This window comes from Actinomadura madurae (genome assembly GCF_900115095.1).
Taxonomy (GTDB): domain Bacteria; phylum Actinomycetota; class Actinomycetes; order Streptosporangiales; family Streptosporangiaceae; genus Spirillospora; species Spirillospora madurae.
In genome coordinates, this window is record NZ_FOVH01000007.1 from 223,099 (window position 1) to 249,951 (window position 26,853).

20 protein-coding genes are annotated in these 26,853 nt (G+C 73.7%); 12 read left to right on the forward strand and 8 right to left on the reverse strand.

All coding sequences use genetic code 11. The features are described from left to right. Position 1 precedes the first annotated feature (1 nt). Positions 2-1,054: an amidohydrolase family protein gene (locus BM339_RS21255; RefSeq protein ID WP_075021975.1), complete on the reverse strand. Its 1,053-nt coding sequence runs from the start codon at positions 1,052-1,054 to the stop codon at positions 2-4. Positions 1,055-1,153: 99 nt separating this feature from the next. On the opposite strand from BM339_RS21255, the gene BM339_RS21260 reads away from it, so the two are divergent. From BM339_RS21260 to BM339_RS21295, 8 genes are all read left to right on the forward strand, one after another. After that, the gene (locus BM339_RS21260; protein ID WP_083597807.1) at positions 1,154-2,443 is read left to right on the forward strand and encodes an ABC transporter substrate-binding protein; all 1,290 of its coding nucleotides are present in this window, start codon (positions 1,154-1,156) and stop codon (positions 2,441-2,443) included. A gap of 1 nt (position 2,444) precedes the next feature. Then, entirely contained in the window at positions 2,445-3,392 is a 948-nt protein-coding gene (locus BM339_RS21265) for a carbohydrate ABC transporter permease (protein ID WP_075021976.1), read from the forward strand. 26 nt (positions 3,393-3,418) lie between these two features. Beyond that, entirely contained in the window at positions 3,419-4,240 is an 822-nt protein-coding gene (locus BM339_RS21270; RefSeq protein WP_083597808.1) for a carbohydrate ABC transporter permease, read from the forward strand. A 63-nt stretch (positions 4,241-4,303) separates the two neighbouring features. Further along, entirely contained in the window at positions 4,304-5,197 is an 894-nt protein-coding gene (locus BM339_RS21275) for an SIS domain-containing protein (RefSeq protein ID WP_177287745.1), read from the forward strand. After that, on the forward strand, positions 5,194-6,117 hold the full coding sequence (locus BM339_RS21280) for a 1-phosphofructokinase family hexose kinase (RefSeq protein ID WP_024936658.1): 924 nt from the start codon (positions 5,194-5,196) through the stop codon (positions 6,115-6,117). Before BM339_RS21275 ends, BM339_RS21280 begins: the two co-directional genes overlap by 4 nt. After that, positions 6,110-6,922, forward strand: coding sequence for a class II fructose-bisphosphate aldolase (locus BM339_RS21285; RefSeq protein ID WP_256255407.1), 813 nt, complete (start codon positions 6,110-6,112; stop codon positions 6,920-6,922). Before BM339_RS21280 ends, BM339_RS21285 begins: the two co-directional genes overlap by 8 nt. 73 nt (positions 6,923-6,995) lie before the next feature. Then, complete coding sequence (locus BM339_RS21290) at positions 6,996-8,726, forward strand: alkaline phosphatase family protein (protein ID WP_218163715.1); 1,731 nt, start codon at positions 6,996-6,998, stop codon at positions 8,724-8,726. Beyond that, a complete protein-coding gene (locus tag BM339_RS21295; protein ID WP_075021978.1) occupies positions 8,726-10,402 on the forward strand; it encodes an ArnT family glycosyltransferase in 1,677 nt (558 codons plus the stop codon). Before BM339_RS21290 ends, BM339_RS21295 begins: the two co-directional genes overlap by 1 nt. Here BM339_RS21295 and BM339_RS21300 read toward each other — a convergent pair. The 3 genes from BM339_RS21300 to BM339_RS49970 all read right to left on the reverse strand — a co-directional run bounded on the left by BM339_RS21300 (position 10,390) and on the right by BM339_RS49970 (position 14,831). Then, a complete protein-coding gene (locus BM339_RS21300) occupies positions 10,390-11,415 on the reverse strand; it encodes a hypothetical protein (protein ID WP_075021979.1) in 1,026 nt (341 codons plus the stop codon). The genes BM339_RS21295 and BM339_RS21300 overlap by 13 nt on opposite strands. Positions 11,416-11,418: 3 nt before the next feature. Continuing rightward, a complete protein-coding gene (locus tag BM339_RS21305) occupies positions 11,419-11,922 on the reverse strand; it encodes a SigE family RNA polymerase sigma factor (RefSeq protein ID WP_075021980.1) in 504 nt (167 codons plus the stop codon). A gap of 65 nt (positions 11,923-11,987) precedes the next feature. Next, a complete protein-coding gene (locus tag BM339_RS49970; RefSeq protein WP_177287746.1) occupies positions 11,988-14,831 on the reverse strand; it encodes a hypothetical protein in 2,844 nt (947 codons plus the stop codon). On the opposite strand from BM339_RS49970, the gene BM339_RS21315 reads away from it, so the two are divergent. Continuing rightward, complete coding sequence (locus BM339_RS21315) at positions 14,830-16,395, forward strand: phytoene desaturase family protein (RefSeq protein WP_256255408.1); 1,566 nt, start codon at positions 14,830-14,832, stop codon at positions 16,393-16,395. The two genes, BM339_RS49970 and BM339_RS21315, sit on opposite strands and share 2 nt — an antisense overlap. On the opposite strand, the gene BM339_RS21320 is transcribed toward BM339_RS21315, so the two are convergent. Genes BM339_RS21320 through polA form a run of 3 tightly spaced genes read right to left on the reverse strand, consistent with a single transcriptional unit; the run spans position 16,392 to position 21,114 of the window. Next, complete coding sequence (locus BM339_RS21320) at positions 16,392-17,939, reverse strand: FAD-dependent monooxygenase (RefSeq protein WP_075021983.1); 1,548 nt, start codon at positions 17,937-17,939, stop codon at positions 16,392-16,394. The genes BM339_RS21315 and BM339_RS21320 overlap by 4 nt on opposite strands. Further along, positions 17,936-18,433: an inorganic diphosphatase gene (locus tag BM339_RS21325; protein WP_021597592.1), complete on the reverse strand. Its 498-nt coding sequence runs from the start codon at positions 18,431-18,433 to the stop codon at positions 17,936-17,938. Before BM339_RS21325 ends, BM339_RS21320 begins: the two co-directional genes overlap by 4 nt. A 47-nt stretch (positions 18,434-18,480) precedes the next feature. After that, positions 18,481-21,114, reverse strand: a complete 2,634-nt coding sequence (gene polA, locus BM339_RS21330) for a DNA polymerase I (protein WP_075021984.1) — start codon at positions 21,112-21,114, stop codon at positions 18,481-18,483. Positions 21,115-21,176: 62 nt separating this feature from the next. Here polA and BM339_RS21335 point away from each other — a divergent pair, with 62 nt between their 5' ends. Beyond that, positions 21,177-22,010 carry an LLM class F420-dependent oxidoreductase gene (locus tag BM339_RS21335; protein ID WP_075021985.1) on the forward strand — a complete coding sequence of 278 codons (834 nt, stop codon included), beginning with the start codon at positions 21,177-21,179 and terminating at the stop codon, positions 22,008-22,010. A gap of 62 nt (positions 22,011-22,072) precedes the next feature. Here BM339_RS21335 and BM339_RS21340 read toward each other — a convergent pair whose 3' ends face one another. Beyond that, the gene (locus tag BM339_RS21340; RefSeq protein ID WP_075021986.1) at positions 22,073-23,593 is read right to left on the reverse strand and encodes a M20/M25/M40 family metallo-hydrolase; all 1,521 of its coding nucleotides are present in this window, start codon (positions 23,591-23,593) and stop codon (positions 22,073-22,075) included. Positions 23,594-24,075: 482 nt separating this feature from the next. Here BM339_RS21340 and BM339_RS21345 point away from each other — a divergent pair, with 482 nt between their 5' ends. Both BM339_RS21345 and BM339_RS21350 read left to right on the forward strand, forming a co-directional pair. Continuing rightward, a complete protein-coding gene (locus BM339_RS21345) occupies positions 24,076-26,409 on the forward strand; it encodes a sensor histidine kinase (protein ID WP_075021987.1) in 2,334 nt (777 codons plus the stop codon). Beyond that, positions 26,406-26,849, forward strand: a complete 444-nt coding sequence (locus BM339_RS21350) for a roadblock/LC7 domain-containing protein (RefSeq protein WP_024936434.1) — start codon at positions 26,406-26,408, stop codon at positions 26,847-26,849. Before BM339_RS21345 ends, BM339_RS21350 begins: the two co-directional genes overlap by 4 nt. The last annotated feature ends 4 nt before the right edge of the window (positions 26,850-26,853 follow it).

Below are 26,853 nucleotides of genomic sequence, written 5' to 3' on the forward strand. Positions count from 1 at the left end.
GTCAGAGCGAGAGGAGGCGCCGCGCGTTGCCCGCGTACACCTGCTCCAGGACGTCCGGCGGCAGGTCGAGGGCGGAGATCGCCCAGCGTCCCTGCGGCGGCACCTCCTCGTCCGGCGCGTAGGGGAAGTGCTCGTCGTCGCTCTCCAGGAACCGGAAGTGCGTCGGGTAGGACGAGGCCGACAGGGGGAACGCGTCGGTGCCGAACAGCACGCGGCCGGGGTGCCGCGTCATCAGCGAACGGGCCGCCCGGGGGCGGCGGCCGAGCTCGGCGAGCCGCCCGGCGATGTCGACGTGCAGGTTGGGGTGCTCGTCCAGCATCCGTGACACCCACCGGAGGTCCTCGGCGTAGCAGCCGACGTGCGCGCCGATGAACGTCGTGCGCGGGTGGGACGCGACCAGGCCCTCCAGGGCGTCCATGAGCCGGGCGAACGACGGCAGGCCGGGGCGCCCGAAGTGCCAGTCGGGGTGGGCGAGCAGTTCCTCCAGCCGCTCGTTGCGGCGGTCGGCCGGGGCGAAGAACGCCACCGGGTCGGCCGTGTGGATCAGGACGGGCAGCCCGAGCGCTCCCGCCGCCTCGAACACCGGGGCGAGCCTCGGGTCGTCCGGCAGGACGAGGCGGCCGTCCGCGTCCGTGTAGTGCAGGCCGAGGGTCTTCCAGACCTTCAGGCCGCGCGCGCCGAGCGTCCGCGAGTTCTCCAGGCTGCGCACGAGCCGGCCGATCCCGTCGCGTTCGCGCAGCAGGTTCCAGTCGAGCTGGCAGAAGGTGAGGAACCGGCCGGGGTGGGCGCGGTCGTAGCGGTCGAGGTTGGCCGACAGCTCCTCGCCCCACATGCCGTCCAGGTTCACGATCGCGTCGACGTCGTGCGCGTCCATCAGCGCGAGGAGCCGCCCCACGTCGGGGGCCATCCAGCCGCCGTCGCCGGTGAGCCAGCGGCCGAGGTGGTTGTGGGCGTCCACGCACCGGAACCGCGGGCGCGGGACGTCGCTTCCCGGGATCTCCACGCTCGGGCGCGGAACGTAGTCGGACAGCCGCAGGTCGCCGGACTCGGACATCTCACCCCGTCCATCGATGATGATTTCTGCTCTCTTCTCTTCTATTCCGAGCATAAGTAAGCATAAGGTTTCGAACCACACCCAACCTCGGGAGGGCCGATGGGCAACGGACTGCGCGGTGCGGTCGCGCTGGCGGCGGCGGCGCTGCTCGCCCTGACCGCGGCCGGCTGCGGCGGCGACGACGCGGACGGCGGGAAGGTCAAGATCACCTGGTGGCACGGGCAGTCGGCTCCGTACGACGAGCCGCTCAAGAAGCTCGCCGCGGAGTACTCCCGGGCGCACCCGGACGTGGAGATCGTCCCCCAGCTCGGGACCAGCAACGTCGACGACATGCTGCAGAAGGTGACCGCGGCGCTCGCGGGCGGCGACGCCCCGGACATCGCGTACATGTACGGGTCGTGGACGGCGGCCCTCGCCGAGAACCGCAAGGTCGTCGACCTGTCGGACACCGTGAAGGACCCCTCGTTCGGCTGGGCCGACTTCTGGGAGTCCGAGCGCGCCGCCGCGACCGTGGACGGCAAGGTGGTGGGCGTCCCGGCCGTGGTCGACAACCTCGGCGTCGTCTACAACAAGAAGCTGTTCGACGCCGCCGGCGTCCCCCACCCGAAGGCAGACTGGACGTGGGAGGACTTCCGTGCCGCGGCCAAGAGGCTGACCAACCCGGGCAAGAACGTCTACGGCACCGCCTACCCGGTGAGCGGCGGCGAGGACACCGTCTGGCGGCTGTGGCCGATGCTGTGGCAGCAGGGCGGGAGCATCCTGACGCCGGACGGCAAGAAGGCCGCGTTCAACACCCCGCAGGCGGCCGCGGCCCTCGACCTCTGGCGCGGCATGGCGCGCGACGACAAGTCGGTGTACCTCGACCAGAACGGCGAGAAGTTCCTCCCGCTGTTCCAGTCCGGCAAGGTCGCGATGGTGGTGACCGGGCCGTTCGCCCTGCTGGACTTCAAGGAGCACGGCATCGACTACGGCGCGGTGCAGCTGCCCGGCTACAACGGCAACCACGAGACGATCTCCGGCCCGGACTTCTGGGTGCTGTTCGACAACGGGTCGCGGCGCGAGAAGGCCGCCAAGGAGTTCGCCGCCTGGCTCTCCAAGCCGGAGCAGGACGCCCGCTGGTCGCTCGCGGTCGGCAACCTGCCGCTGCGCAAGGCCACGACGCAGCTGCCCGAGTACAAGAAGTACGTCGCCGACTTCCCGGGAGCGGCCGAGTTCGTCGCGAACCTCGCCAATGCGAAGAAGGCCCGCCCGAGCAGCGCGGCGTACGCGAAGTTCTCCGAGGCGGTAGGCAACGCCATCACCACGTCGCTCATCGCCGGGGACCCCGCGAGCAAGACGCTGGGCGAGGCCGCGAAGAAGACGGACGACCTGCTCGCCAAGGAAAAGTGACATGACGGTGAGCACCGCTCCGCCGCCTCTCGCGCAGGCGGCGCACGGGGCGCGGCACAGGAAGACGGCGCGCCGGCGCCTCATGCCGCACCTGGTGGGGTGGGGGTTCGTGGGGCCCGCGACCCTGGTGGTCGTGGGCCTGGCGATCTTCCCCGCGGTCTGGGCGCTGTGGCTGTCCTTCCACGACAGCGACCTGATCTCCAGCGGCGAGTTCGTCGGCCTGGCGAACTACCGCGAGATGGTGCACGACCCGGCGCTGCGGGACGCGGCGTGGCACACGGTCGTCTACACCGTCCTGTACGTGCCGGGGTCGGTGCTGCTCGGGCTGCCGCTCGCGGTGGCGCTGAACCAGCGCATCCGCGGGATCGGGATCTACCGGACGTGCATCTTCGTCCCGTACGTCACCTCGGCGGCGGCCGTCGGCATCCTGTCCAACTTCGTGCTCGATCCCGAGTTCGGCATCGTCAACGGCGGCGTGAAGGCGCTCGGGCTGCCGGGCGCGGGGTTCCTCCAGGACCCCGGCCAGGCGCTGTACACGCTGGTGGCGGTGTCGCTGTGGTGGTCGGTCGGGCTGCCGGTGGTGGTGTACCTCGCCGCGCTGCAGGACGTCCCGCGCGAGCTGCGGGAGGCGGCGCTGGTGGACGGCGCGACCCCCTGGCAGGCGTTCCGGAACGTGACGCTGCCGCAGCTGCGGCCGGCGACCACGTTCGTCGTGATCTGGCAGATGATCATGTCGCTGCAGCTGTTCGACCTCGTGTACACCACGACCAAGGGGCAGCCGCTGGACTCCACCTCGGTGATCGTCTACTACCTCTACGAGCAGGCGTTCAAGCAGTTCGCCGCCGGATACGGGGCCGCGGTGGCGTACGCGCTGTTCGTGTTCACGCTGGTGGTGTCGGCCGTCATGCTGCGGCGGTCCGCGCGCACGGCGGCGGGAGCACGACCATGAGCCTCGTCCGCGCAAGGAGCACAGCCATGAGCGGCGCGAATCGGCGGTGGGTGCTGCACGTCGTCCTCGTGCCGGTGGCGGTGCTGTTCGCGGCGCCGCTGGTGTGGATGGTGCTGACGTCGCTGATGCCGGACGCCGACCTGAACCGGCTGCCCCCGCGGTTGCTGCCGGACCACGTCACGCTGGACGGATACCGGACGGTCCTCACCGAGAACGACTATCCGCGCTGGTTCCTGAACACGCTCGTCGTGTCCACCGTGGCCGTGCTGTCCCATGTGGTGCTGTGCTCGCTCGCGGGCTACGGGTTCGCGCGGCTGCGGTTCGCGGGCGGGCGGCTCGGCTTCCTCGCGGTGATGGTCACGATCATGATCCCGGTGCAGCTCCTGATGATCCCGACGTTCCTGATCTTCCGGACGCTGGGCCTCATCGACACGCTCGGCGCCGCGTTCGTGCCCTGGCTGGCCAGCGCGTTCGGCATCTTCCTCATGCGGCAGTTCTTCCTGTCCGTGCCGCCGGAGCTGGAGGAGGCGGCGCGGATCGACGGCTGCGGGCGGCTCGGGGTGTTCTTCCGGATCGTCCTGCCGATGGCCCGCCCGGCGCTCGCGACGCTGGTCGTCTTCACGCTGCTCGGGTCCTGGAACGATCTCATCTGGCCGCTCATCGCGATCACGTCCGAGGACACGTTCACGCTCCAGATGGGCCTGTCGACGTTCTCCGGGACGCGGCACACGGAGTGGTCGTCGCTGATGGCGGGCAACACGCTCGCCACCGCGCCGCTGCTGGTCGCCTTCCTCGTGGCGCAGCGGCACTTCATCGCGACGATGTCGTTCAGCGGCCTGAAGGGCTGACGCCCCGGTGACGACGCGGCGCGGATCCCGCTTGCCCGAAACCAGTGCAGAGATGGAGTGTTCATGGCCGACAACCGCATCATGACCGAGATCGCCGCGCAGCCGGAGTGCTGGCGGCGGGCCGCCGGGATGGCCGCGCGGGTCCGGGACGCGCTGCCGGCCCGCGGGGAGCGGGTGGCGGTCGTCGGGTGCGGCACCTCGCTGTTCATGGCGCAGGCCTACGCGGCGCTGCGCGAGGCGGCCGGGCACGGCGAGACCGACGCGTTCGCCGCCTCGGAGGCGCCGCTCGCCCGCCGCTACGACCGGGTGCTGGCGCTGACGCGGTCCGGGACGACGACCGAGGTCCTCGACGTCCTCGACCGGCTCGGCGGCACCGTCCCGACGACCGCGATCACCGCCGACCCGGACACCCCGGTGTCCGCGAGCGCGGGCCGGGTGATCGCGCTGGACTTCGCGGACGAGGAGTCGGTCGTCCAGACCCGGTTCGCCACCAGCCAGCTGGCGCTGCTGCGCGCGCACCTCGGCGAGGACCTGGCGGCCGCGATCACCGACGCCGAGGCCGCCGTGTCCGGACCGCTCCCGGCCGAGCTGCTGGGCGTCGAGCAGATCACCTTCCTCGGGCGCGGCTGGACGGTCGGCATAGCGCAGGAGGCCGCGCTGAAGATGCGCGAGGCCGCGGGCCTGTGGACGGAGGCGTACCCGGCGATGGAGTACCGGCACGGCCCGATCAGCATCACCGGCCCCGGCCGGGCGGTGTGGATGTTCGGGGAGGTGCCCGGCGGCCTCGCCGGCCAGGTCGCCGCGACGGGCGGGCTCCTGCGGGCCGCGCCGGCCGATCCGCTCGCCGACCTGATCGTGGCGCAGCGGCTCGCGGTCGCGCGGGCGCGGGCGGCGGGCCTCGACCCGGAGCGGCCCCGCCACCTCACCCGCTCGGTGATCCTGGAGTCCGGCGCATGATCCTCACGGTCACGCTGAACGCGGCGATCGACGACACCTACGAGGTGCCAGACGCGCGGTTCGGCGAGGTCAACCGGGTGGAGACGGTGCACCGGCGGCCCGGCGGCAAGGGCGTCAACGTCGCCCGGGTGCTGCACGGCCTCGGCCGCGAGGTGGTGGCCGCCGGGCTGGCCGGCGGCGCCGCGGGACGGCAGATCGAGGAGGGCCTCGGCTCCCTCGGCGTGCCCGCCGCGTTCACGCCGGTGGCCGGGGAATCGCGCCGGACGGTCACGATCGTCGGCGGCGGCGTGACGATGTTCACCGAGCCCGGTCCCGTCGTGACCGCCGCCGAATGGGCGGCGTTCCGGGACGGCTACGCGGCGCTGGCCCGGGACGCCGCCGCCGTCGTCCTGTCGGGGAGCCTGCCGCCGGGCGTCCCCCCGGACGCCTACGCCGTGCTCGCCCGGCTGGCCCCCGGCCCGGTGATCCTGGACGCCGACGGCGAGGCGCTGCGGCTCGGGCTCGCCGGACGCCCGGACGTGGTGAAGCCGAACGCCGACGAGCTGGCCCGGGTCAGCGGGACCGGCGACACCGGCGCCGGGATCCGCGCGCTCCGCGAGGCGGGCGCGCGGACCGTGGTGGCGTCGCTCGGCGCGGACGGCCTGGTCGCCGCGACCCCGGACGGCGTGCTGCGCGCGGCGCTGGACCGTCCCGTCGCGGGGAACCCGACGGGCGCCGGCGACGCGCTCGTGGCCGGGCTGGCGGCGGGCATCGCCGACGGCCTGCCCTGGCCGGACCGGCTCCGGCACGCCGTCGCGCTGGCCGCGTGCGCGGTCCGCTCCCCCGTCGCGGGCGAGATCGACGCCGCCGAGATCCCCGCGCTCGTCCCCCATGTCACCCTCCGGACCGAGGAGAACCATGCCGCTCGTCCCCATGAGTGAAGTCGTCGGCGCCCCCGGCCGCGGGCTCGGGGCCTTCAACGTGATCCAGCTGGAGCAGGCCGAGGCGATCGTCACGGGCGCGGAACGGGCCGGGACCCCGGTCGTGCTCCAGATCAGCGAGAACTGCGTCGCCTACCACGGCGCGCTCGCGCCGCTCGGGCGGGCGGTGCTGGCGGTCGGGCGGGCCGCCACCGTGCCGGTCGTCGCCCATCTCGACCACGCCACGTCGGCCGGGCTGGTCCGGGAGGCGGTCGGCCTCGGGTTCGGGTCGGTGATGTTCGACGCGTCCCGGCTCCCGCACGACGCGAACGTGGCGAGCACCGCGGAGGTCGCCGCGCGCTGCCACGACGACGGCGTCTGGGTCGAGGCCGAGCTCGGGGAGATCGGCGGGAAGGACGGCGTGCACGCGCCGCACGCCCGCACCGACCCCGCCGAGGCCGCCGGCTACGTGGCCGCCACGGGCGTGGACGCGCTCGCCGTCGCGGTCGGCACGTCGCACGCCATGCTCACCCGCGACACCGTGCTGGACCTACCGCTCATCGAGCGGCTCGCCGCCGCGGTGCCCGTCCCCCTGGTGCTGCACGGCTCGTCCGGCGTGCCCGACGCCGCGCTCACCGCCGCCGTCGAGCACGGCATGACGAAGATCAACATTGCGACGCACCTGAACAAGGTGTACACCGGCGCCGTCCGCGACCGGCTCGCCGCCGACCCCGCCCTGGTGGACCCGCGCCGCTACATCGGCGCCGGCCGGGACGCGGTCGCCGCCGAGGTCACCCGCCTCCTGAAGGTCATCAAGGCCGGCTGAGCCGCCGGGAGGGTTCCCCGCGCGCGTCCGGGATAAAGATGGAAACGTTTGAACCCGCGGGCGCGGGGCGGACGTGCTGTTGGTGTCGCGGTCGCGGCGGGGGGACCGAACCTGGGAGGACGAGCTGACCACCGATAGCCGCCTGGAGCGGGAGACGGACGAGGACGCGCCCGCCGGCGCCACGAGGGCGGACGGGCGGCGCACATGGCGGCGCGTCGCGGCGCGGGCGGTGACCGTCGCGGCGTTCCTGCTGGTGCTGGCCGCGCTGGTCACGCCGGACGAGTACGCGCGCCTGACGCCGGGGGCCTTCGCGCGCATCCCGGTGGAGGGGGTCCTCGGCGTGGCGCTGATCCTCGTGGTCCCCGAGCGGGCCCGGCGGTGGGTCGCGGTGACGGCGGGGGCCGTCCTCGGGGTGCTGTTCGTCCTGAAGGTGCTGGACATCGGGTTCGACGCGGTGCTTGTCCGGCCGTTCGACCTCGTGCTCGACTGGCCGATGCTGGCGCCGGGCGTGGAGTTCGTGAAGGAGTCGGCGGGACAGGCCGGGGCGATCGGCGCCGTGGTCCTGGTGGCGGTGCTGACGGTGGGCGTGATCGTGCTGATGGCGCTCTCGTCGCTGCGGCTGAGCAGGGTGGCCGTGCGGCACCGCGGGCCCGCGGCCTGGGGCGCCGGTGTCCTCGGGACGGTCTGGCTCGTGTGCGCCGCCCTCGGGGCGCAGTTCGTGGAGGGCGTGCCGGTGGCGTCCAGGAGTGCGGCGGTCCTCGCCTACGACCACACCCGGCAGGTGCGGGACAGCCTGAACGACAAGGAGGAGTTCGCGAAGGCCGCCGCCGTCGACAGGTTCCGCACCACCCCCGACGACAAGCTGCTGACCGGGCTGCGGGGGAAGGACGTCCTGCTGGCGTTCGTGGAGAGCTACGGGCGGTCGGCGGTCGAGAGCCCCGAGTACGCGCCGCACGTCGACCCCGTCCTCGACCAGGGGACGCAGCGGCTCGCCAAGGCGGGGTTCTCCGCGCGCAGCGGCTGGCTCACCTCGTCGACGGCGGGGGGCGGCAGCTGGCTGGCGCACGCCACGCTGCTGTCCGGGCTGTGGGTCAACAACCAGCAGCGGTACCGGACGCTCGTCAACAGTGACCGGATGACGCTGAACGGGGCGTTCCGCCGCGCGGACGCCCGGACGGTCGCGCTCATGCCGGCGATCACCCGCGCGTGGCCGGAGGGGAAGTTCTTCGGCTACGACAAGGTCTACGACAACCGGAACCTCGGGTACCGGGGGCCGCGCTTCAGCTTCGCCACGATGCCCGACCAGTACACGCTGTCGACGCTCCAGCGCACCGAGCTGGCGAAGAAGGACCGCGCGCCCGTGATGGCGGAGACGGCGCTGGTGTCGAGCCACGCGCCATGGGCGTCCATCCCGCGGCTCATCCCCTGGGACCAGGTCGGGGACGGCTCGGTCTTCAACGGGATGGGCAAGGGCTACGACGCGCCGTGGCCGGCGGGCGGTCAGATCCGCACGGAGTACCGCAAGTCGATCGAGTACACGCTCAACACGCTCGTCTCGTACGTGGAGACCTACGGCGACGATGACACGGTGCTGGTCTTCCTCGGCGACCACCAGCCCGCCCCGCTCATCACCGGGCCGGGCGCGAGCCGGGACGTGCCGATCACGATCGTCGCGAAGGACAAGGCCGTCCTGGACCGGACTTCCGGCTGGGGCTGGCAGGACGGGCTGCGCCCCGCCAAGAACTCCCCGGTGTGGCCGATGAGCGACTTCCGCGACCGCTTCCTCACCGCGTTCGGGGGCTGATGTCCCTGTCCGCCGGAACCGGACGGCCGGCGGCGCCTCCCCGCGAAGCGCCGCCCGGTCCGTCCCGGGCGCCGCGCCGGCGGTGGCTGCTCGCGGCCGTCGTGGCGGCGCTGCTGGCCCAGATGGCGGTCGCGATGGTCTCCACGGCCGTCCACCAGACCCCGACCATCGACGAGCCCGTCTACGTCGCCACCGGCGTGGTCTACCTGCGGGAACACGACCTGCGGTACAACCCCGAGCATCCGCCGCTCGGCAAGCTGATCATCGGCGCGGGCGCGGTGGCCGCCGGACCTCGCCTCGACGCCGCCTTCACCGGCGACCAGTTCCAGATCGGGCCGCACCTGCTGTACCGGTCCGGCAACGACGCGCAGCGGGTGCTGCTCGCCGCGCGGCTGCCGGTCGTCGCCCTGACGCTGCTGTTCGGGCTGGTCGTCTTCGCGTTCGCCCGCGACCTCACCGGCCAGGCCGGGGGGCTGGTGGCGCTCGCGCTCTACTGCTTCTCCCCCGACCTGATCGCGCACGGCTCGCTGGCCACGCTGGACGTTCCGATGGCCGGTTTCCTGCTGACGTCGGTGTGGCTGCTGTGGCGGGCGAGACGCAGACCGCGGCTGTACCTGCCGCTGGCGGGAGCCGCGCTGGGCGCCGCCGTCGCCACCAAGATGAGCGCGCTGCCCGCCGTGCCTGTCCTCCTCATGCTGGTCTTCGTGTCCGTCTGGACGTTCCGCCCCGCCCGGCGTCCCGTCCTGACGGGCGTCCTGGCGGCGGCCGGGACGGGTCTCCTCGCCATCGCGGTGGTGTGGGTCGCGTACCTCGCCGTCGACCCGCGCCTCCGCTGGACGACCCCGGATGATCTACCGGCCGTCGAGGGCCTTCGCGGGCTCGCCGCAAGCTGGATGCCGTTCCCCCGCCCCTTCCAGGACGGCATGCGCGTCCAGTTCGGCTTCGAGGACCTGCGGTGGACGAGCTTCCTGTTCGGCGACGTCTACCAGGGGTCCCGCTGGTACTACCTTCCGGCCGCCCTGCTCGTGAAGACACCGCTGGGGATGCTCGCCCTGTGGGCCGCGGGCGTGGCCGCGACGGCCGCCGTGCCGCGGCTGCGCCCGGCCGCCCCGTACCTCCTCCTGCCGACGGCGGCGCTGCTGGCGGTGGCGATGGCCGGAGCCCGCGATCTCGGCGTCCGATATGCCATCTACGTCCCGATGTTCCTGGCGGTGGCGGCGGCGGGAACGACGGCCGTCCGGTGGCGCTGGGCGAAGGTCGCCACGGTCGTGCTGGTGCTGTTCGTCGCGGTCAGCTCGTTGCGCACTTACCCCTACTACCTGCCCTACTCGAACGAGGCGTTCGGCGGCCCGTCCAAGACCCACCTGCGACTGCACGACTCCAACGTCGACTGGGGACAGGACCTCGGGCGGCTCGCCGACCGCCTCCGGACCCGCTACCCCGGCGAGCAGGTGTGGCTCGCCTACAAGGGCAGCGGCGTCCCCTCGTACTACGGGATCCACGCGAACGACCCGCTCACAGTGCCGCCTTCGCAGGTGCGGGGGCTGCTGGTGGTGTCCAATAGCTGGATCGCCAAGAAGGACCCGAGGCTGACCCCGCTGATCCGCTCCAGCGAGCGGATCGACGAGGTCGGCCACTCCATCACCGTCTTCCGCCGGCCCGCTCAGCGTTCGTAGACCCCGAAGCCCCACTTCCCCGCCGGCGTGACGCCCTTCATCTTCGCGACGAGCGAGGCGTCGTCGCCCTTGGTCACCGTGCCCGCCTCCGCGGGCAGCACGGCCACGGTCAGCCTGTTCCGCTCGCCCGGCTCGCCCGTGCCGTCCCAGACGACGCCCACCGACTCCGCCCTCTCACACTCGACGATCTTCGGACGTCCGGCTCCCCTCACCACCGCGACCGCCGCGCCGTCCACGCAGGTGACGCGGAACCGCACCGTCCCGCCGGACGGAGTGAACGCGATCGTGCGGGGCCGGCCGTCAGCGATGTGGTTCGCCCAGGCGATGCGCCTGAGTCCCTGCACCGACGGCTGCTCGGCATCGCCCCCCTGCACGGCCTTGTGGAACGGGCACGACGACGTGGCACAGGCGCCGCTGTAGATCCGCACACTCCAGGTCGCCGGGAAAGGCTCGTGGGCGGCCAGGTACCTTTCGAGTTCCGCCACTGACGACGGCTGCGGCGCGGCGAAGGGCAGGATCGCCACGGAGAACGCCACGGGCCTGCCGGATGTGGTCCGCAGGTAGCCGCCCCCGGAGTTGCTCCCTTCGCAGCCGACCGAGCTCAGCGTTCCGTTGCGCACCTGGTAGACCCTGAAGCGCCCCGAGCAGCGAAAGGTGATCATGCTGACCGGGCCGGTCGGGGTGAACCGGACCCCCGCCTTCGCGCCGGCCATGCGGAACCCCAACTCCTGGAGGGGGTCCAGGCCCTCCCGCGGCGGCGACGTCGGGAACGCGGCGTCGGCCACGCCCGTCATCGCCGGCGGGGCGCCGTCGCCGGACGCCTGCCCGAACTGCTGGACGGCGCCGAAGGCCGCCGCGACCGCGAGCGCGGTGCCGGCGGCGCCGCCGGCGGCCCGGCGGCGGTTACCCCGCCGGATCCGGCGCCGCACGTGCGGCAGCAGGTCCGGGGACGGCCGCCCGCCGGCACTCCGGGTCTCCATGACCTCGGTCAGGTCCTCCAGGCTGTACGGCATCGGTCACTCCCTTCCCTGCTGCGAGCCCGCGAGTATCCCGGGATCGACCCGGAGCTTGGCGAGGGCCTTGCTGGTCTGGCTCTTCACCGTCCCGACCGAGCAGCCGAGGATGGAGGCGACCTGGGGTTCGCTGAGGTCGTCGAAGTACCGCAGGACCACCGCGGCGCGCTGGCCGTGCGGGAGCCGGCCGAGCGCCTCCCACAGCATCGTCCTGTCCTCGGCCGCCTCGATCGTGTCGGACGGGTCGCGCCGGTCGGGCGGCGCGGCCGTCGGGCGTTCGCCGCGCCACCGCCGCCTCGCCCAGGAGCGGTGCGTGTTGACCAGGATCCGGTAGACGTACGGATCGGGGTCGTCGCCCACCCGGCGCCACGCCCGCCACGCCTTCACCAGGGCGGTCTGCAGCAGGTCCTCCGCCTGGCCCCAGTCGCGGCACAGCAGGTAGGCCGTCCTGAGCAGCCGTGGTGACCGTTCGGTCACATACGTGGCGTAGTCGGGTCTCTCCCGCATCCGGCCTCCCTCGCTTCCCTTTGCCGACTACTACCGCCCGGACCCCGTGAAGGGTTGCCCGGCGGTCAGCGGCGGTGGGAGTGGGCGCGGGACCAGAGCGCCGTCCAGCCGCCGTGGGCGAGCCAGGACGCGGGGACGCGCAGGCCGTGCTCGGCGATCTCGTCCCGGAAGGCCGCGGTGTCGGCGCCGAGCTCCTGGGCGGCGGGCAGGGCGCGGTGCCACGGGCCGTCCTTGTCGTCCAGCGTCGAGACCGGGTAGCCGGGGACGGTGACCGAGCCCGGCCCGGCGACCGGGACGAGGTCCGCGTCCGGGGCCCCGCAAGTGGTCGTGACGGCGAGCGCGCACAGCAGCGGCTCGGAGGCGGACCGGGCGAGGGCTCCGGCGATCACCGGGTCGTCCTCGACGGCGAGCCGGCCGATCGCGCGGCGGACCCGCCTCGCCACCAGGTCCAGGGCGTAGGCGTCGGCGATGGCGGGGCGCTTGACGAGCCTGCGCAGCGCCTTCGGCAGCGGGGGCTCGCCGAGAAGGAGCGCGAGCCGGTCGAACCGGGTGCGCAGCGCGGGGTCGAGCCCGTCGAGCGCGGTGGCGAGGGGACGGTGGCCCGTGCCGGTCCACAGCCGGATGAGATCCGTGGCGCCCCCGTCCAGGGCGCGGCGGACGGTGCCGGCGAGCTGTGCCCCGCCGAGGCGGCGCAGCCGGGCGAGGGCGGCGTCCGGCGCGGTCGCCGCCACGGCGGCGTAGGTGCCGAGGACCGCCGGGCCGGTCGCGGCCAGCGCCCGGCGGGCGAGGTCGTCCAGCGCCGGGCCCGCCTCCTCGACCAGGCGGGGCGTGGCGCGGCGCCGTGCGGTCCGGGCGAGCGGGGGCTCCTCCGGCGCCAGGACCACCGGGTCCGGGACGGTGCCGGGGATCGTGGCGACCCAGTCGCGGAACCGGTGCTCCAGGGCCTCGTCCGGCGTGTCGTTGAACCTCGCCGCGATCTCGGCGACCCGCCACCCCCGCGACGCGGGCCGCAGCGGGGCCAGTTCCGCGTTGACGACCAGCCGGCCGGCGGCGTCGTAGAGGCCCGCGAGCGCGGTCCGGCCCGCCCTGGCGTCGTCGACGTAGCCGGGACCGGCGATGCAGTTGCCCATGTAGTCGGCCCACACGGCGACGTCCCGGGCACTGCGGGCGATCTTGAGCCGGACCCGGGTGCCGGGGACGGCCGTCCCGTCCAGCGCCGCGAGCGCGGGCGGGACGGCGAAGTCGCCGGTGAGGGCGGCGGTGATCGCGGTGGCCGACATCAGGCCCGCGGTGAGGTCCGCCCAGGTGCGCGGCGCGCGGGGCGGGACGCCGCCGAGCGCGACGAGCTGCGCGGCGCCGGAGACGGCGACCATGACCGAGTCGAGGCGCGGGGTCAGCGGCTCGGCCTCCGCCGGCGGGTCGTGGTCGAACCAGGGCTCGCCCGTGCCGGCGGTGGGCCGCGCCAGCTCGTGCCCGTACAGGCGGGCGAGGGCGTCGATCAGGTCGGCGTACCAGAGCAGGTCTCCGACGAGCTCCACCGAGGCCGGCTCACCGGACGGCGCGAGCCTGTCGCGCAGCGGTTCCCGGTCGCCCAGCGCCGGCCCCGTCCAGTCCGGGATACCCGCCCACTCGGCTGGAGGACGGACATACCCGGCCCCTTCCCGCCAGCTCCCCAGGTTCGACTCGGCCCACGACCGCAGCACGCCGTCGGGTTCGTGGAACCGGATCTCCCGGATGACCCGCTCGACGTCCTCGATGACGACGAGCGCGAAGTCGCGGGCGCAGGCCAGGCGCGGCCTGACGGACCCGGCGGCCCTGGCGTCCCGCGGTCTGCTCCCGGTCGCCCTGCGCAGGAGGTCGCGCACGTAGGCGGCGGGACGCACCGGAAGGCCGGTCAGGCCCGGCACCCGCCGCGCGGACTGCGCGGCGGCCGACTCGGGCAGCATCGCCGCCGCCGCGCGCAGGACCGGGACAGAGCGCTCCAGGCCGTCCTCCAGCCCGTGGTCGGCCACGGCGACCGCGGTCCGGAGCAGGGCGGTGGCGCCGAGCGCGTCCTGGAGAGCGCGGTCCAGCCGATCGCGCCAGTACCACGCGTCCGGAATCCAGAGCGCGGCGTCGGCCACCGAGGGCTCGGCGATCCCGAGGTCGGCCCGCAGCCGCCCCAGGATCCGCTCGCGCTCGTCGTAGCGGCGACGTTTGCGCAGGTCATCAAGCCTGTCCCGGCGGCCCTGCGTCGCCAGCCGCGCGTCCCGCCGGGCGAGGCCGTCCCGGTGACCCAGCACCCGCGCCCACAGATCGAGGATCAGCGCGAGCCTGCGGGGCCCGGGCACGTCCCCGAGCACCTGCCGGAGGTACAGCGCGAGGACGGAGGGCGGCCCGTCGGGAGCGAGGTCGGCGTCCGGCGCTTCGAGCGCGAGCACCCTCTCCAACTGCTCCGGGCCGAGGACGTCGCTGGCCGCCGACGCCAGGTGCAGCGCGGCCCACCGCCCGTCCTCGGCGGCGCGGGCGGCGGCCGCGCCGACCCGCTTGGTGACCGCGGGCCCGAAGAGCGCGACCAGGAATCCGGACCGCTCCCCCAGCCGGTGCGCGTTCCGCACGCCGACGGCTCGGAGCGCGGCCAGCGCGGCGTCCCGCTGGTCCCCGCGGGCCCCGTCCAGCCGGGCGGAGCGGAACCCGGCGCCGAGGTCGACGCCCGCACCCGCCGCGACGGCCCCGCCGTCCGCCACGAGCAGGGAGAGCTCCTGGACGGCGTGCGCCGTGTCCTCCTCGGGGGCGTCCTCGGGGCCGAGCGCGACGGCGGTCCCCGGCCGCGCGTCCGACCCGTCCAGCAGCCGGCGCGGGCCGGACGGTCCGGCGATCCAGGCATGGCGCCCCGAAGCCACCACTCCCCCAGAAAGCCGGATCTTCATGCGCCCCATTGTCCTCATCGCGATCGCCGCCGCCAACGGGTTTCGGCGCGTCCCGCCGCGCCGGTCCGTGTGGTTGTCTGGGGGGATGTACGACGTGGTGATCGCCGGTGGCGGGCACAACGGCCTGGTCGCGGCCGCCTACCTGGCCCGTGCCGGGCGGCGGGTCCTGGTGCTGGAGCGGCTCGGGCATGTCGGCGGGCTCGCGGTCTCCGCCCGGGTGTTCCCCGGGGTGGACGCGCGGGTCTCGCGGTTCTCCTACCTGGTGAGCCTGCTGCCGTCGAAGATCGTCCGGGATCTCGGGCTGGACGTCGAGCTGCGCGGGCGGCGGTTCGCCTCGTACACGCCGGCCGGCGACGGCGGGCTGCTGATCGACAACGGGGACCCCGCCCGGACGGCGGCCTCGCTCGGCGGCGACGCCGGGGCGTGGCGGCGGTTCTACGCGATGGTGGGCCGGGTCGCCGGGCGGGTGGCGCCGACGCTGCTGGAGCCGCTGCGCGACCGCGCGGAGCTGCGGCGGGCGGTGGACGACGACGAGGCGTGGCGCGATCTGTTCGAGCGCCCCATCGGGGACGTGGTGAGCGAGCGTTTCGCCGGCGACGTGGTGCGCGGGGTCGTCCTCACCGACGCGTTGATCGGGACGTTCGCGGACACGTCCGATCCCGCGCTCCTCGCGAACCGGTGCCTCCTCTACCACGTCGTCGGGGACGGGACGGGCGACTGGAACGTGCCCGTCGGCGGGATGGGCGCGGTCACCGGCGCGCTCGCGGACGCCGCGCGCGCCGCTGGAGCCGAGCTGCGCACCGGCATGGAGGTCGTCCACGTCGATCCGGGCGGGGAGGTGACGTTCCGGGACGGCGAGGGCGCCGAGCACGCCGTCTCGGCCGGGTGGGTGCTGGTCAACATGCCCGGCGAGAGCCCGGCCGAGGGGTCTCAGCTGAAGGTGAACATGGTGCTCTCGCGGCTTCCGCGGCTGCGGGACCCGGGCGTCCGGCCCGACGAGGCGTTCGCCGGGACCTTCCATATCAACGAGAGCCGGAAACAGCTCGACACGGCGTACCGGGAGGCCGCGAAAGGCCGCATTCCGGCGCTGCCGCCCGCCGAGGTGTACTGCCATTCCTTGACCGATCCGTCCATTCTCGGACCGGAACTCCGGGCGGCGGGCGCGCATACCTTGACGCTGTTCGGGCTGCATATGCCGGCACGGCTTTTCCGCTCCGATCCGGAGACGAGCCGGGGCGCGGCCCTGCGCGCGACGCTCGCGTCGTTCGACGCCGTTCTCGCCGAGCCGATCGAGGACTGCCTGCTGCGCGCTCCCGACGGCCGGCCGTGCCTTGAGGCCAAGACGCCCGTCGACCTGGAGCACGAGGTCGGGCTTCCCGGCGGGCACATCTTCCACCGCGACCTGTCGTGGCCGTTCGCGGAAGCACCGGAAGAGCGCGGGCGGTGGGGCGTCGAGACCGAGCACCCGCGGGTGCTCCTGTGCGGGGCGGGAGCCCGGCGGGGCGGAGGCGTCAGCGGTATCCCGGGGCACAACGCCGCTCGCGCCGTCCTGGAGGCCGGCTAGATTCGCCCGCAGGCCCGGTGCAGAGCCTTGGCCACCTGGCCGGGATCGTAGGACGGCAGGACGGCGGCGAGATGACCGTCCGGGCGAACGATGTGCACCGTTTCCGGGCCGGACCGCAAAGCCTCCCGGAGCACCTGTTTCGTGTCGATGTCCCGCAGCGCGTGGACCTCGTGGGGGACGCGGGTCGGCAGGTCCGGTCCGGTTCCGTCCTGGGTGAGGATCAGGAAGCGCGTGCCGAGCAGGCGGCGCAGGCGGGTCGGCTCACCGTCCACCACGCACGGGCCGTCCGGGCAGATCACTCCGGGAAGCGGCGGGCGCACCTGGCCGGGTCCGAGCGGGAAATCGTCCACCGGGCCCGACGGAGTGGTCAGCGGCGAGTCCAGGTACCAGAACGGTTCGGCGAGCTTGCCGGAGTCGACGATCGTGCGGGGGTCCGGGTGCGTGCGGGCCTTCTCCAGCGACTCCAGCCGGTGGGCGCGCTGTTCCGCGGTCTGCGGGACGAGGAACTCCATCGTCCTCGTGGTGACACGGAGGTTCTCCAGGGCGGCGGCCCTGCGCTCGATGCCGTAGCTGGCGAGCAGCTCGGGCGGTGCCCACCCGTGCCGGACGTAGGCGAGCTTCCACGCGAGGTTGTCCGCGTCCTGGACGCCGGAGTTGAGGCCCCGGGCGCCGAACGGCGCGTACAGGTGCGCGGCGTCCCCGGCCAGGAAGGCGCGGCCGGAGGCGAACGCCGCCGCGCACCGCTCGTGGAACCGGTACACGGTGGCCCACACGACCTCGTACGGGACGTCCCCGGTGATCTTCCTGATGCGGGCGTCCAGCGCCCCCGACCGCCGCTCGGCGTCGAGGTCGTGGTCGGCGGGGACCTGCCAGTCGATGCGCCACGTCCCGTCCGGGCACTGGTGGACCAGCACCTGCCGGCCCGGGTTCCACGCGGGGTCGAAGAAGAACCGCCGCTCGCTCGGGAACGGCAGGTCGGCGCGGATGTCGCAGATGAGGAACCGGTCGGCGAAGGTGCGCCCGGGGAAGCCGATGCCGAGCAGCTCCCGGATCGTGCTGTGCCCGCCGTCCGCGCCCACCAGGTGGGCGCCGCGCACGGTGCCGCCGCCAGTGTCGGCCTCGACCCCGCCCGCGTCCTGCCGCAGCCCGCCGACCCGGTGCCCGTACCGGACGTCGACCAGCGGCTCGGCGGCGGCCAGGTCACGCAGCCACGCCTCCACCTCGGCCTGGGAGACGTTGATCCAGGGCGGGACGGCGCCGCGCCCCGCGCCGGGGAAGGTGACGGAGAACAGCTCGTCGTCGCGGTAGTAGGTGCGGCCGGTCGTCCACGTCACGCCGCGGGCGATCATCCGCTCGGCGCACCCGGCGCGGTCGAGGACGTCCAGCACGTCGCGCTGGAAGCAGATGGCCCGCGACCCGGACGGGTCGCGGCGCTCGGCGGCCTCCAAGACGACGCTCGGCACGCCGTGCCGGGCGAGCAGCAGCGCCGTGACCAGGCCGACCGGCCCGGCCCCGACGATGACGACCGGTTCGCCTTCGGTCACGGAGTCCCCGCCATGTCCCGCGCGTGCGTGTTCCTGGCCTGCTCGATGGTCCGGTCGGCGACCTCCCGGTCCTGCCAGCCCCGCACGTCGGCCTCCTTTCCCGGCTCCAGGCTCTTGTAGATGTCGAAGAAGTGCGCGATCTCGTCGCGGACGTGCCCGGGGACGTCGCGCAGGTCGCGGATGCCGGCGTAGCGGACGTCCCGGGACGGCACCGTGAGGACCTTGGCGTCGGGGCCGCCCTCGTCGTGCATCCAGAACACCCCGATGCTGCGGACGGTGACCAGGCAGCCGGGGAACGTGGGCTCCTCCAGCAGCACCATCGCGTCCAGCGGGTCGCCGTCCTCGGCGCACGTGTCCGGGATGTAGCCGTAGTCCACCGGATACTGGGTCGAGGTGAACAGCATCCGGTCGAGCCGGATGCGGCCGAGCCGGTGGTCCATCTCGTACTTGTTGCGCGATCCCCGGGGGATCTCGACGATCATGTCGATCTCCATGGCTCCCTCCCCCGGGACCCCTACCCGCTCGGCCGGGACACCTGTCCTCAGTGGGCGGCGGCGTTCCAGTCGGGGCCGGTGCCGACGGCGACCTCCAGGCCGACCGTGAGCGGGTGGGCGCCGGTCATCCCGGTGCGGACGATCTCCTCGACCGCGTCCCGCTCGCCCGGCGCGACCTCCAGGACGATCTCGTCGTGCACCTGGAGGAGCAGGCGGCTGGCGAGGCCGGCCTCGGTGAGCGCCGCGTCCACCCGCAGCATCGCGATCTTGACGATGTCGGCGGCGGAGCCCTGGATCGGGGCGTTCAGCGCCATCCGCTCGGCGGTCTCGCGGCGCTGCCGGTTCTCGCTGGTCAGGTGCGGCAGGTAGCGGCGGCGGCCGAGGATCGTGCGGGTGTAGCCGGTGGCGCGGGCCTCGGCGACGACGTGGTCGAGGTAGTCGCGGACGCCGCCGAGCCGCGCGAAGTAGGCGTCCATCAGCGGCCGCGCCTCGGCCATCGCGATGCCGAGCTGCTTGGCCAGGCCGAACGCCGACAGCCCGTAGGCCAGCCCGTACGACATCGCCTTGATCTTGCGCCGCATCTCGGGGGTGACGGCGTCCGGGGCGACCTGGAAGACCCGCGCCGCCATCGTCGCGTGCAGGTCCTCGCCGGACTCGAACGCCGACAGCAGCGTCGGGTCCTGCGACAGGTGCGCCATGACGCGCAGTTCGAGCTGGCCGTAGTCGGCCGTCATCAGCGACTCGTAACCGGGGCCGGGCAGGAAGGCGCGGCGGATGCGCCGGCCCTCCTCGGTGCGGACGGGGATGACCTGGAGGTTCGGCTCGGTCGAGGTGAGGCGGCCGGTCGCTGCGACGGTCTGCTGGAACGTGGTGTGGATCCGCCCGTCCGCGCCGATCTCGCGGATCAGCCCGGCGACCGTGGTGCGCAGCCGCGCCTGGTCGCGGTGGCGCAGCAGGACCTGCGGGAGGCCGTTGTCGGTCTGGGTGGCGAGCCAGGTCAGCGCGTCCAGGTCGGTGGAGTAGCCCGACTTGATCTTCTTGGTCTTGGGCAGGCCCAGCTCGCCGAACAGCACCTCCTGGAGCTGCTTGGTCGAGCCGGGGTTGAAGCGGCGGCCGGCGATCTCGGCGGCGTCGTCGGCGGCGCGCTCCATGGCGGCGGCGAAGTGGGCCTCCAGCTCGTGCAGGAGGCCGGCGTCCACGTGCACACCCGCGCGCTCGGCGCGGGCGAGCAGGTCCGACAACGGCAGCTCGACGTCGCGCAGCACCGCGTCCATGCCGGTCGAGGCGAGGTCGGCGGCGAACACGCCGGCGAGGTCGAGGACGGCGCGGGCGCTCAGCATCAGGCCCGGCGCGCCCTCGGCGGACGGGCGGCGCCCGAGATGCCGGCCCGCGAGATCGGCGATCCCGTAGGCGGCCAGGCCCGGCAGCAGCAGGTAGGCGGCCATCGCGGTGTCGACGGCGATCCCGTCCAGGCGCCGGCCGCGCTCGCCGAAGACGCGCAGCAGTGCCTTCACGTCGTGCAGCGCCTTGGGGCGGCCGGGATCGGCCAGCCAGTCCGCGAAGGCGCGCTCGTCCTCGCCGGTGAGCCCGGACGGCTCGAAGGAGGCCGCGTGCCCGTCGCCGGAGGCCAGCGCGATCCGGGTGATGCCGCCCGCGCCGCGCGCCCAGGTGCTCTCGGCGGCAAGGCCGGTCAGGCCGGTCGCGTGGTCCCCGAGCCAGCCGGCCAGCTCGCCGGGGCCCAGCTCGCGGCCCAGCACCGGCTCCGGCCCGGCGGCCTCGGCCGGGCGCCCACCGCCCGGGTCGGCGGCGAAGAGGCGCTGCCGCAGGCTCGCGTTGCGGAACTCCAGCTCGTCCAGCAGGGTCGTGAACGCCGCCAGGTCGTAGGGGCGCCGCCGCAGGTCGGCGGGAGCCACCGGCAGGTCCAGATCGCGGACGAGCTCGGTCAGCCGCCGGTTCAGCCGCACGGTGTCCGCCGCGGCGCGCAGCTTCTCCCCCGCCTTGCCCTTCACCTCGCCGGCCCGGTCCAGCAGGGCGTCGAGCGACCCGAACTCGCGGACCCACTTCGCCGCGGTCTTCTCGCCGATGCCGGGGATGCTCGGCAGGTTGTCGGACGGGTCGCCGCGCAGCGCCGCGAAGTCCGGGTACTGCGCCGGGGTCAGCCCGTACTTCTCCCGGACCGCCTCGGGCGTGTACCGGATCATCTCCGAGGCCGTCCGGTAGAAGTACAGGACGGTGACGTCGTCGCCGACGAGCTGGAGGACGTCCCGGTCGCCGGTGACGATCAGCACGGCCATGCCGTCCGCCCGCGCCGCGGTGGCGAGGGTCGCGATGACGTCGTCGGCCTCGTAGCCGGGGGCGCGCAGCACCGGCAGGCTCATCGCCGCCAGGAACCGGTCCAGAATGGGCAGCTGGCCGCCGAACTCCTCCGGCGACCGTGCCCGGGTGGCCTTGTACTCCGGGAACGCCTCCGTGCGGAAGGTCTGCCGCGACACGTCGAACGCGACCGCCGCGTGCGTCGGGCGCTCGTCCCGCAGGACGTTGGCCAGCATGTTCGCGAACCCGTAGACGACGTTGGTCGGCTGCCCGGACGTGGTGCTGAAGTTCTCGACCGGCAGCGCGTAGAAGGCCCGGTAGGCCAGCGAGTGGCCGTCCAGGAGAAGCAGGCGGGGCCGGTCGGTCATGGGTCACATCCTGGCACCCGGGAACAGGGCATGAAACGGCCGGACGACCTGTTGGGGGGACCATGACGAAGATCAACGTGGGCCGGCTCGGGATCTGGCGGCCGTGGAGCCTGCTCGATGCCGACCTGGCCAAGGACGTCGAGGACCTCGGTTACGGGGCGATCTGGATCGGCGGCTCGCCGGACGGGGACCTGGAGATCGCCGACCGGCTGCTGGCGGCCACCGACCGGATCGTGATCGCGACGGGCATCGTGAACATGTGGAAGACGCCGGCCGCGGAGGTCGCGGCGTCCTACCACCGGCTGAACGACGCGCACGGCGGGCGGTTCCTGCTCGGCGCGGGCATCGGCCATCCCGAGGCGACGCAGGAGTACCGCAGCCCCTACGAGACGATCGTCCGGTACCTCGACGCGCTGGACGCCGCGGACGTCCCGGCGAGCGGGCGCGTCCTCGCCGCGCTCGGGCCGAAGGTGCTGCGGCTGTCGGCCGAGCGGGCGGCCGGCGCGCACCCGTACCTGACGACGCCGGAGCACAGCCGCGAGGCCCGGCGGCTGCTGGGCGACGGCCCGCTCCTCGCGCCCGATCAGAAGATCGTCCTCGACACCGACCCGGGCCGGGCCCGCGCGCTGGCCAGGGAGATGCTCGTCCGGTACCTCGGCCTGCGGAACTACGTCGCCAGCTTCAAGCGGCTCGGCTTCACCGACGCCGACGTCGCGGACGGCGGCAGCGACGCCCTCGTGGACGCGCTGATCGCGCACGGCGACGCGGCGGCGGTCTCGGCCCGGGTGGCCGGGCACCTGGACGCGGGCGCCGACCATGTCGCCGTGCAGGCGCTGACGGAGCCCGGCGGCGATCCCCGCCCCGCCCTGCGGGCGGTCGCCGAGACGCTGGGCTGACCCGCCCGGACACGGCGAGGGACGCGCCCGCGGCCGCGGGCGCGTCCCCTGGATGACCGGTCTTACCTGGTCGTGTAGTGGCCGATCACGTCGGGCACCACGCGCCGGCTGGGCTGGACGCCGGCCCGCGCCTGCTTGCGCTCGTTGCCGTTGACCGTCAGGGTGCTGTGCGCGAACAGCTCGGTCACCGCGGCGGCGCCGTCGATCATCTGGTCGAAGCCCTTGAGGTTCACGTTGTCGTAGCGGTCGCAGACCGAGTGGTAGCACGGGTCGTAGGCCACTCCGGCCTCGCCTCCGTACACCTCCGCCTGCTCGGGCGTCTTGATGCCCTCGGCCCCGGTGAACAGGCCGCCCGCGGGGATGCCGACGGTGATGAAGGCGTTGTAGTCCGACCGCCCGTTGAACGGCGTCGGGGTGGTGGCCAGCTTCCGCTTCGCGAAGTGGTCGTTGAAGGCCTTCTCGATCGCCCCGGACCCGGCCGGCGCCTCGACGTTGTTCTGGCCCGCGCTGTTGTCCCCGTCGTAGACGAACCGGACGAAGTTCGGCGAGGCGAGCATGTCGAAGTTCAGGTTCAGCGCGATCTTGTCACGCTCGGCCTGGGAGAGGCCGTCGACGTAGTGCTGCGAGCCGAGCAGGCCCTCCTCCTCGGCGCCCCAGAACGCGAACCGGACCCGGTTGCGCAGCTTGCCGCCGAGCTTGTTGATCTGCTTCGCGGTCTCCAGCAGCGTCGCGACGCCCGAGCCGTCGTCGTTGATGCCCGGCCCGTCGGTGACGCTGTCGTTGTGCGCGCCGAGGACCACGACGTTGTCGGCCTTGCCGCGGCGCGTGTCGGCGACGACGTTGGAGGCCTCCCGCTTCTCGGTGAAGGTGTCGGTCTTGACCCGCAGCGTCACCCCGCCGTTCTGCGCCTGCTCGACGAGGGCCCTGCCGACCGCGTTCGTCGGGCCGACCACGGGGATGTCGTAGGGCTTGGTCAGCGTGCCGGCGACCGGGCCCGGCTCCTCGGGGAGCTGGTAGATGACGACGGCGGACGCGCCGGCGGCGATGGCGTTGTCGGCCTTGACGGAGAAGAAGCACCCGCCGCGCTGGATCAGCGCGATCTGACCCGCCGGGAAGCCGGCGAAGTCGTCGGCCTCGCATCCGCTGCCGGTTCCGGTGGCACCCGGGTCGACCGGGCTGGCGGCGGCGGTGACGTCGCCGGCCCCGGAGTACTGCAGGGTCGCGAAGTCGGTGTCGGGAGCGAACGTCTTCTGCTCGGGCTCGGTCTCGGCGAAGACCGGCTCGGACAGCTCCTGCCAGAAGTCGAACTCGAAGTCCTGGACCGTGGGGCTGTACCCGGCCCGCTTGAGCTGGTCCGCGATGTACTTGACGGTGATCTTGTTGCCGGGGAGCCCGGCGGCCCGGTTGCCGCCGTTGGCGTCCGCGATCTTCTGCAGGTTGAGCTGGTGATGGCGGACGTTCTTCAGCGTGACCAGCCTGGCCAGCTTGGACGGGGCCGGCGCGGCGGCCTGGGCGGGCACCGCGGCCAGGGTGGTGGCGGCGAGCGACAGCCCGGCGAGGGAGGCTAGCGCGGCTCTGCGCATGTCTCGGTCTCCGGTGGTAGGGGGACAAAGTAACCCGAAGCCTGACATGCGTCATTTCCTGCAACAAGACACGACTCTGCATCGAAACGGCCAATATTGGCCTCTTTTTCAACTCAGCTCACATGATCAAAATCGTCACCGGCCTTTCCCGGCGGCCTTACGCGCTTCCCGCCGATGCTTGATCATCCACCTTCGGGCGAACTCCGCCGGGCACGGTCATCTTCCCCTCGACCGAGTTCCTGACCTGCGGCGACGAGGAGACCGGCGGCCATGTGCCGCGCACCGCGACCCGGCGCGGCGGCGGAACCGCCCGGAACGCCGCCGATCACGGCCCGGCGCCGCCACCTCACGCGCCGCATGCGCGAGCGCCCGCGAAGGCGCAGGTGAGGCCCCTGGTCGACGGCAAATCAGACTAAGTATGCTCCGGTCCCGCCGAACGTGGCCGGCACGACCACGGCCGAGGAGATCAGGAGTGTGGGCAAGTGACGAAGCCCGAGCAGGGGCAGGGCTCCCGTGAACGGCCGCGCGCGCGGCCGGTCGGGCGGCGGATCGCGATGCTCCTCGCCGTCCCGCTCGTCGCGCTGGTGGCGCTGTGGGCGTTCGCGGCGGGCACGACGCTGACCGCCGCGCTGCAGCGGTCGGACTTCACCCGGCTGTACAAGGACGTCGGGCTTCCGGCCGGGGCGGTCATGGAGATGATGCAGCGCGAGCGCGCCGCCGCCGTCGCCGTGCTGACGAACCGGAACGCCGGGACCGTGCGGACCTATCAGGGCATCGCCCAGCAGACGGACGGGGCCGTGGCCGCCTTCCGCACGTCGGCCCTGTCGTCCCGGTCCAGGAGCGCCGCGAGCGAGGAGATGTGGAACCGGCTGGAGGCGCTCGACCGCAGGTACGACGAGCTGCGCCCGCTCCGGACGCAGATCGGCGAGGGAGCGGCCGGCACGGTGCAGGCCATCGACGCCTACAGCGGCCTCACCGATAACTCGTTCCGGGTCCTGATGGCCTTCGTCGGCGTCGACGACGTCGAGATCTACCGGCAGAGCGCCGCCAACCTGCACTTCTCCTGGGCCCGCGACTTCATGCTCCGCGAGGACGCGCTGCTGTCGGTGGCCGGCAAGAAGCGGCTGAACGCCACCGAGCGGATGGCGTTCGCGCGCTGGGCGGGCAATCGCGACGAGTTCCTCCAGCTGGCCCGCAGCGAGGCCGGCGGCAAGATCTCCACGATCGTCGAGGGCCTGGCCGACTCCAGCGCGTTCGGCAGCTTCAGCCTGCTGGAGGCGCAGATCATCGAGCAGGGCCTGATCCCCGGCGCCCGGCAGTGGCAGGCGGCCGTCCAGGAGCTCGCGCCGCGGTGGCAGCGGGCCGCCGTCCGGGCCGGCGACGTGCAGAACGACGAGCTCGTCGAGCCCGCCCGCCGGCTGATCATGCTGCGGTTCTTCCTGACCTGCGTCGTCGGCCTGCTGGTGGTGGCCGGATCGCTGGCGGTGTCGCTGCTGTTCGCGCGGCGGCTCGCGCAGGAGCTGCGCGACCTGCAGGCGTCCGCCCAGCGGCTCGCGCACGAGCGGCTGCCCGCCGTGGTGGCGCGGCTCCGGCGGGGCGAGAAGGTAGACGTCGATGCCGAGGCACCGCCCCCGGAACCCGGCCGGACCACGGAGATCACCCTCGTCGCCGCCGCGTTCGACGCCGTCCAGCGGACGGCCGTCAGCACCGCGGTGGGCGAGGCGGAGCTGCGCGCCGGCATCAACCGGGTCTTCATCAACCTGTCCTGGCGCAGCCAGTCGCTGCTGCACCGGCAGCTGCGGCTCCTGGACCAGATGGAGCGGCGCGCGTCCAGCCCCGAGGAGCTGGACGACCTGTTCCGCCTCGACCACCTCACCACCCGCATGCGCCGGCACGCCGAGGGCTTGGTGATCCTCTCCGGATCGCCGACCGTCCGCGCGTGGGACCATCCGGTCGCCGCCGAGGACGTGGTGCGCGCCGCGATCGCCGAGGTCGAGGACTACACCCGGGTCGAGGTGACCGGCGCGTCGTCGACCGCGGTCACCGGCGACGTGGTCGCCGACGTCATCCACCTGCTCGCCGAGCTGATCGAGAACGCCGCGGCGTTCTCGCCGCCGGCCACCGAGGTCACCGTCAAGGTCGAGACGGTCGCCAACGGGCTGGCCGTCGAGGTGGTGGACCGGGGCGTCGGCCTGGAGCCCGACGAGCTGGAGGAGCTGAACCGGCGGCTCGCCAGCGCCGTCGAGTTCGACCTCGCCGACACCGAGCGGCTCGGGCTGTTCGTCGTCGCGCGGCTCGCCGCCCGGCACCGCATCCAGGTGTCGCTGCAGCCGTCGGCGTACGGGGGGACGACCGCGATCGTCCTCATCCCGCACGCCCTGGTCGTCCTGGACGACGAGTGGCACATGGCGCGGGGCCTCGGACCCGCGCGGCCGCAGCCGGTCGGGCCGGCCGCCTCCGCGGCGGCGCCCCCGGCCCGGCTCGACCGGCCGGTCCGCCCCGCGCTGCACGGCAGGGTCGTCCAGGGGCCGCCGCCGCCCGGCGGCGAACCGGAGGCCGTCGCGGAGGACAGCGAGATCACCGGCCGGCTCCCGCGCCGCGTCCGGCAGCGCCACATGGCGCCCCAGCTGCGCGCGCGGGCGACGGCACGGCACCCCGAGCCCGCCGCGGACGACGACCTCGACGACTTCGACGAGCCGAGCCCGGAGCTCAGCCGCGACCTGATGGCCTCGCTACAGTCGGGATGGCTGCGCGGCAGGGTCACCGACGACGAACCGGGCGATCTTGATCCACGCGATGAACGGGGGGACGTATGACAGGGCAGGGCCAGGCCTCAGGCGAGCTCGACTGGCTGCTCGACGATCTGGTGCAGCGGGTCGGGGAGGTCCGCCAAGCCGTCCTGCTCTCCCGGGACGGGCTGGTCATGGGCGCCTCCGGGGACGTCACCCGCAAGGACGCCGAGTTCCTCGCGGCGCTGTCGTCGGGGTTCCACAGCCTCGCCAACGGCGCCCGCGAGCACTTCCAGGCCGAGCAGGTGCGGCAGACCGTCGTGGAGCTGGACGGCCTGCTGTTCTTCGTCATGCCCGCGGGCAACGGCAGCTGCCTCGCCGTCCTCAGCGACGCGGGCGGCAACGCCGGGCTGGTCGCCTACGAGACGACCATGCTGATCAAGAGGGTGCGGCGCACGCTGTCCGCCCGGCCGCGCACCGCGGCCGGGCCGCAGGACCCGCCGGTGCGCTCGGGCGCCTCCGGCTAGAGGC

Bases quoted from the DNA above. Each gene is read 5' to 3' on its own strand.
- BM339_RS21340 (WP_075021986.1), bottom strand. From the start codon at position 23,593: ATGCGCAGAGCCGCGCTAGCCTCCCTCGCCGGGCTGTCGCTCGCCGCC.
- BM339_RS21270 (WP_083597808.1), top strand. From the start codon at position 3,419: ATGAGCGGCGCGAATCGGCGGTGGGTGCTGCACGTCGTCCTCGTGCCG.
- BM339_RS21295 (WP_075021978.1), top strand. From the start codon at position 8,726: ATGTCCCTGTCCGCCGGAACCGGACGGCCGGCGGCGCCTCCCCGCGAA.
- BM339_RS21285 (WP_256255407.1), top strand. From the start codon at position 6,110: ATGAGTGAAGTCGTCGGCGCCCCCGGCCGCGGGCTCGGGGCCTTCAAC.
- BM339_RS21275 (WP_177287745.1), top strand. From the start codon at position 4,304: ATGGCCGACAACCGCATCATGACCGAGATCGCCGCGCAGCCGGAGTGC.
- BM339_RS21265 (WP_075021976.1), top strand. From the start codon at position 2,445: ATGACGGTGAGCACCGCTCCGCCGCCTCTCGCGCAGGCGGCGCACGGG.
- polA (WP_075021984.1), bottom strand. From the start codon at position 21,114: ATGACCGACCGGCCCCGCCTGCTTCTCCTGGACGGCCACTCGCTGGCC.
- BM339_RS21350 (WP_024936434.1), top strand. From the start codon at position 26,406: ATGACAGGGCAGGGCCAGGCCTCAGGCGAGCTCGACTGGCTGCTCGAC.
- BM339_RS21335 (WP_075021985.1), top strand. From the start codon at position 21,177: ATGACGAAGATCAACGTGGGCCGGCTCGGGATCTGGCGGCCGTGGAGC.
- BM339_RS21325 (WP_021597592.1), bottom strand. From the start codon at position 18,433: ATGGAGATCGACATGATCGTCGAGATCCCCCGGGGATCGCGCAACAAG.
- BM339_RS21300 (WP_075021979.1), bottom strand. From the start codon at position 11,415: ATGCCGTACAGCCTGGAGGACCTGACCGAGGTCATGGAGACCCGGAGT.
- BM339_RS21280 (WP_024936658.1), top strand. From the start codon at position 5,194: ATGATCCTCACGGTCACGCTGAACGCGGCGATCGACGACACCTACGAG.
- BM339_RS21315 (WP_256255408.1), top strand. From the start codon at position 14,830: ATGCGCCCCATTGTCCTCATCGCGATCGCCGCCGCCAACGGGTTTCGG.
- BM339_RS49970 (WP_177287746.1), bottom strand. From the start codon at position 14,831: ATGAAGATCCGGCTTTCTGGGGGAGTGGTGGCTTCGGGGCGCCATGCC.
- BM339_RS21255 (WP_075021975.1), bottom strand. From the start codon at position 1,054: ATGTCCGAGTCCGGCGACCTGCGGCTGTCCGACTACGTTCCGCGCCCG.
- BM339_RS21305 (WP_075021980.1), bottom strand. From the start codon at position 11,922: ATGCGGGAGAGACCCGACTACGCCACGTATGTGACCGAACGGTCACCA.
- BM339_RS21260 (WP_083597807.1), top strand. From the start codon at position 1,154: ATGGGCAACGGACTGCGCGGTGCGGTCGCGCTGGCGGCGGCGGCGCTG.